The sequence below is a fragment of the Shigella sp. FC1967 genome (genome assembly GCF_001743005.1).
In the GTDB taxonomy this organism is placed as follows: Bacteria; Pseudomonadota; Gammaproteobacteria; order Enterobacterales; family Enterobacteriaceae; genus Proteus.
The window spans coordinates 1-309 of the sequence record NZ_MIIZ01000047.1; the positions used below are offsets into that span (position 1 = coordinate 1).

The 309-nt window shown below is 40.8% G+C and carries 1 pseudogene; it reads right to left on the minus strand.

Annotated features, from left to right (window positions below):
• Positions 1–139, minus strand: a pseudogene (locus BHE89_RS24540) (phage major capsid protein); the annotation flags it as partial.
• Between the last annotated feature and the right edge of the window lie 170 nt (positions 140–309).

Here is a 309-nt window from a genome sequence, read left to right on the forward strand (position 1 = left end):
GCGGCTTTAGTTTCAGTGCTTAAACTACCGACTTTTTGCGCTTCTTTTAAGGCTTCTTCGGCTTTAGCATTAAATTTGCCGTTGGCTTCTTCAATTTTTTGCCGATAGACTTTTTTAATAATTCATTTGTATCAGACATAATGTCTCCAATTAGTTAGCTGTGGCAAAGGCATTTACCGCCTTTTCCAATTCAGAAAGAGTGTCAGGATTAATTTCAGAGGTAGCGCTTGGCGTACCGTGAGGATTGGAAGTAGCGCTCGGCATACTTCGTGTTAAAGCACTAATAAGTTTTCTACGCTCAGAGCGAGA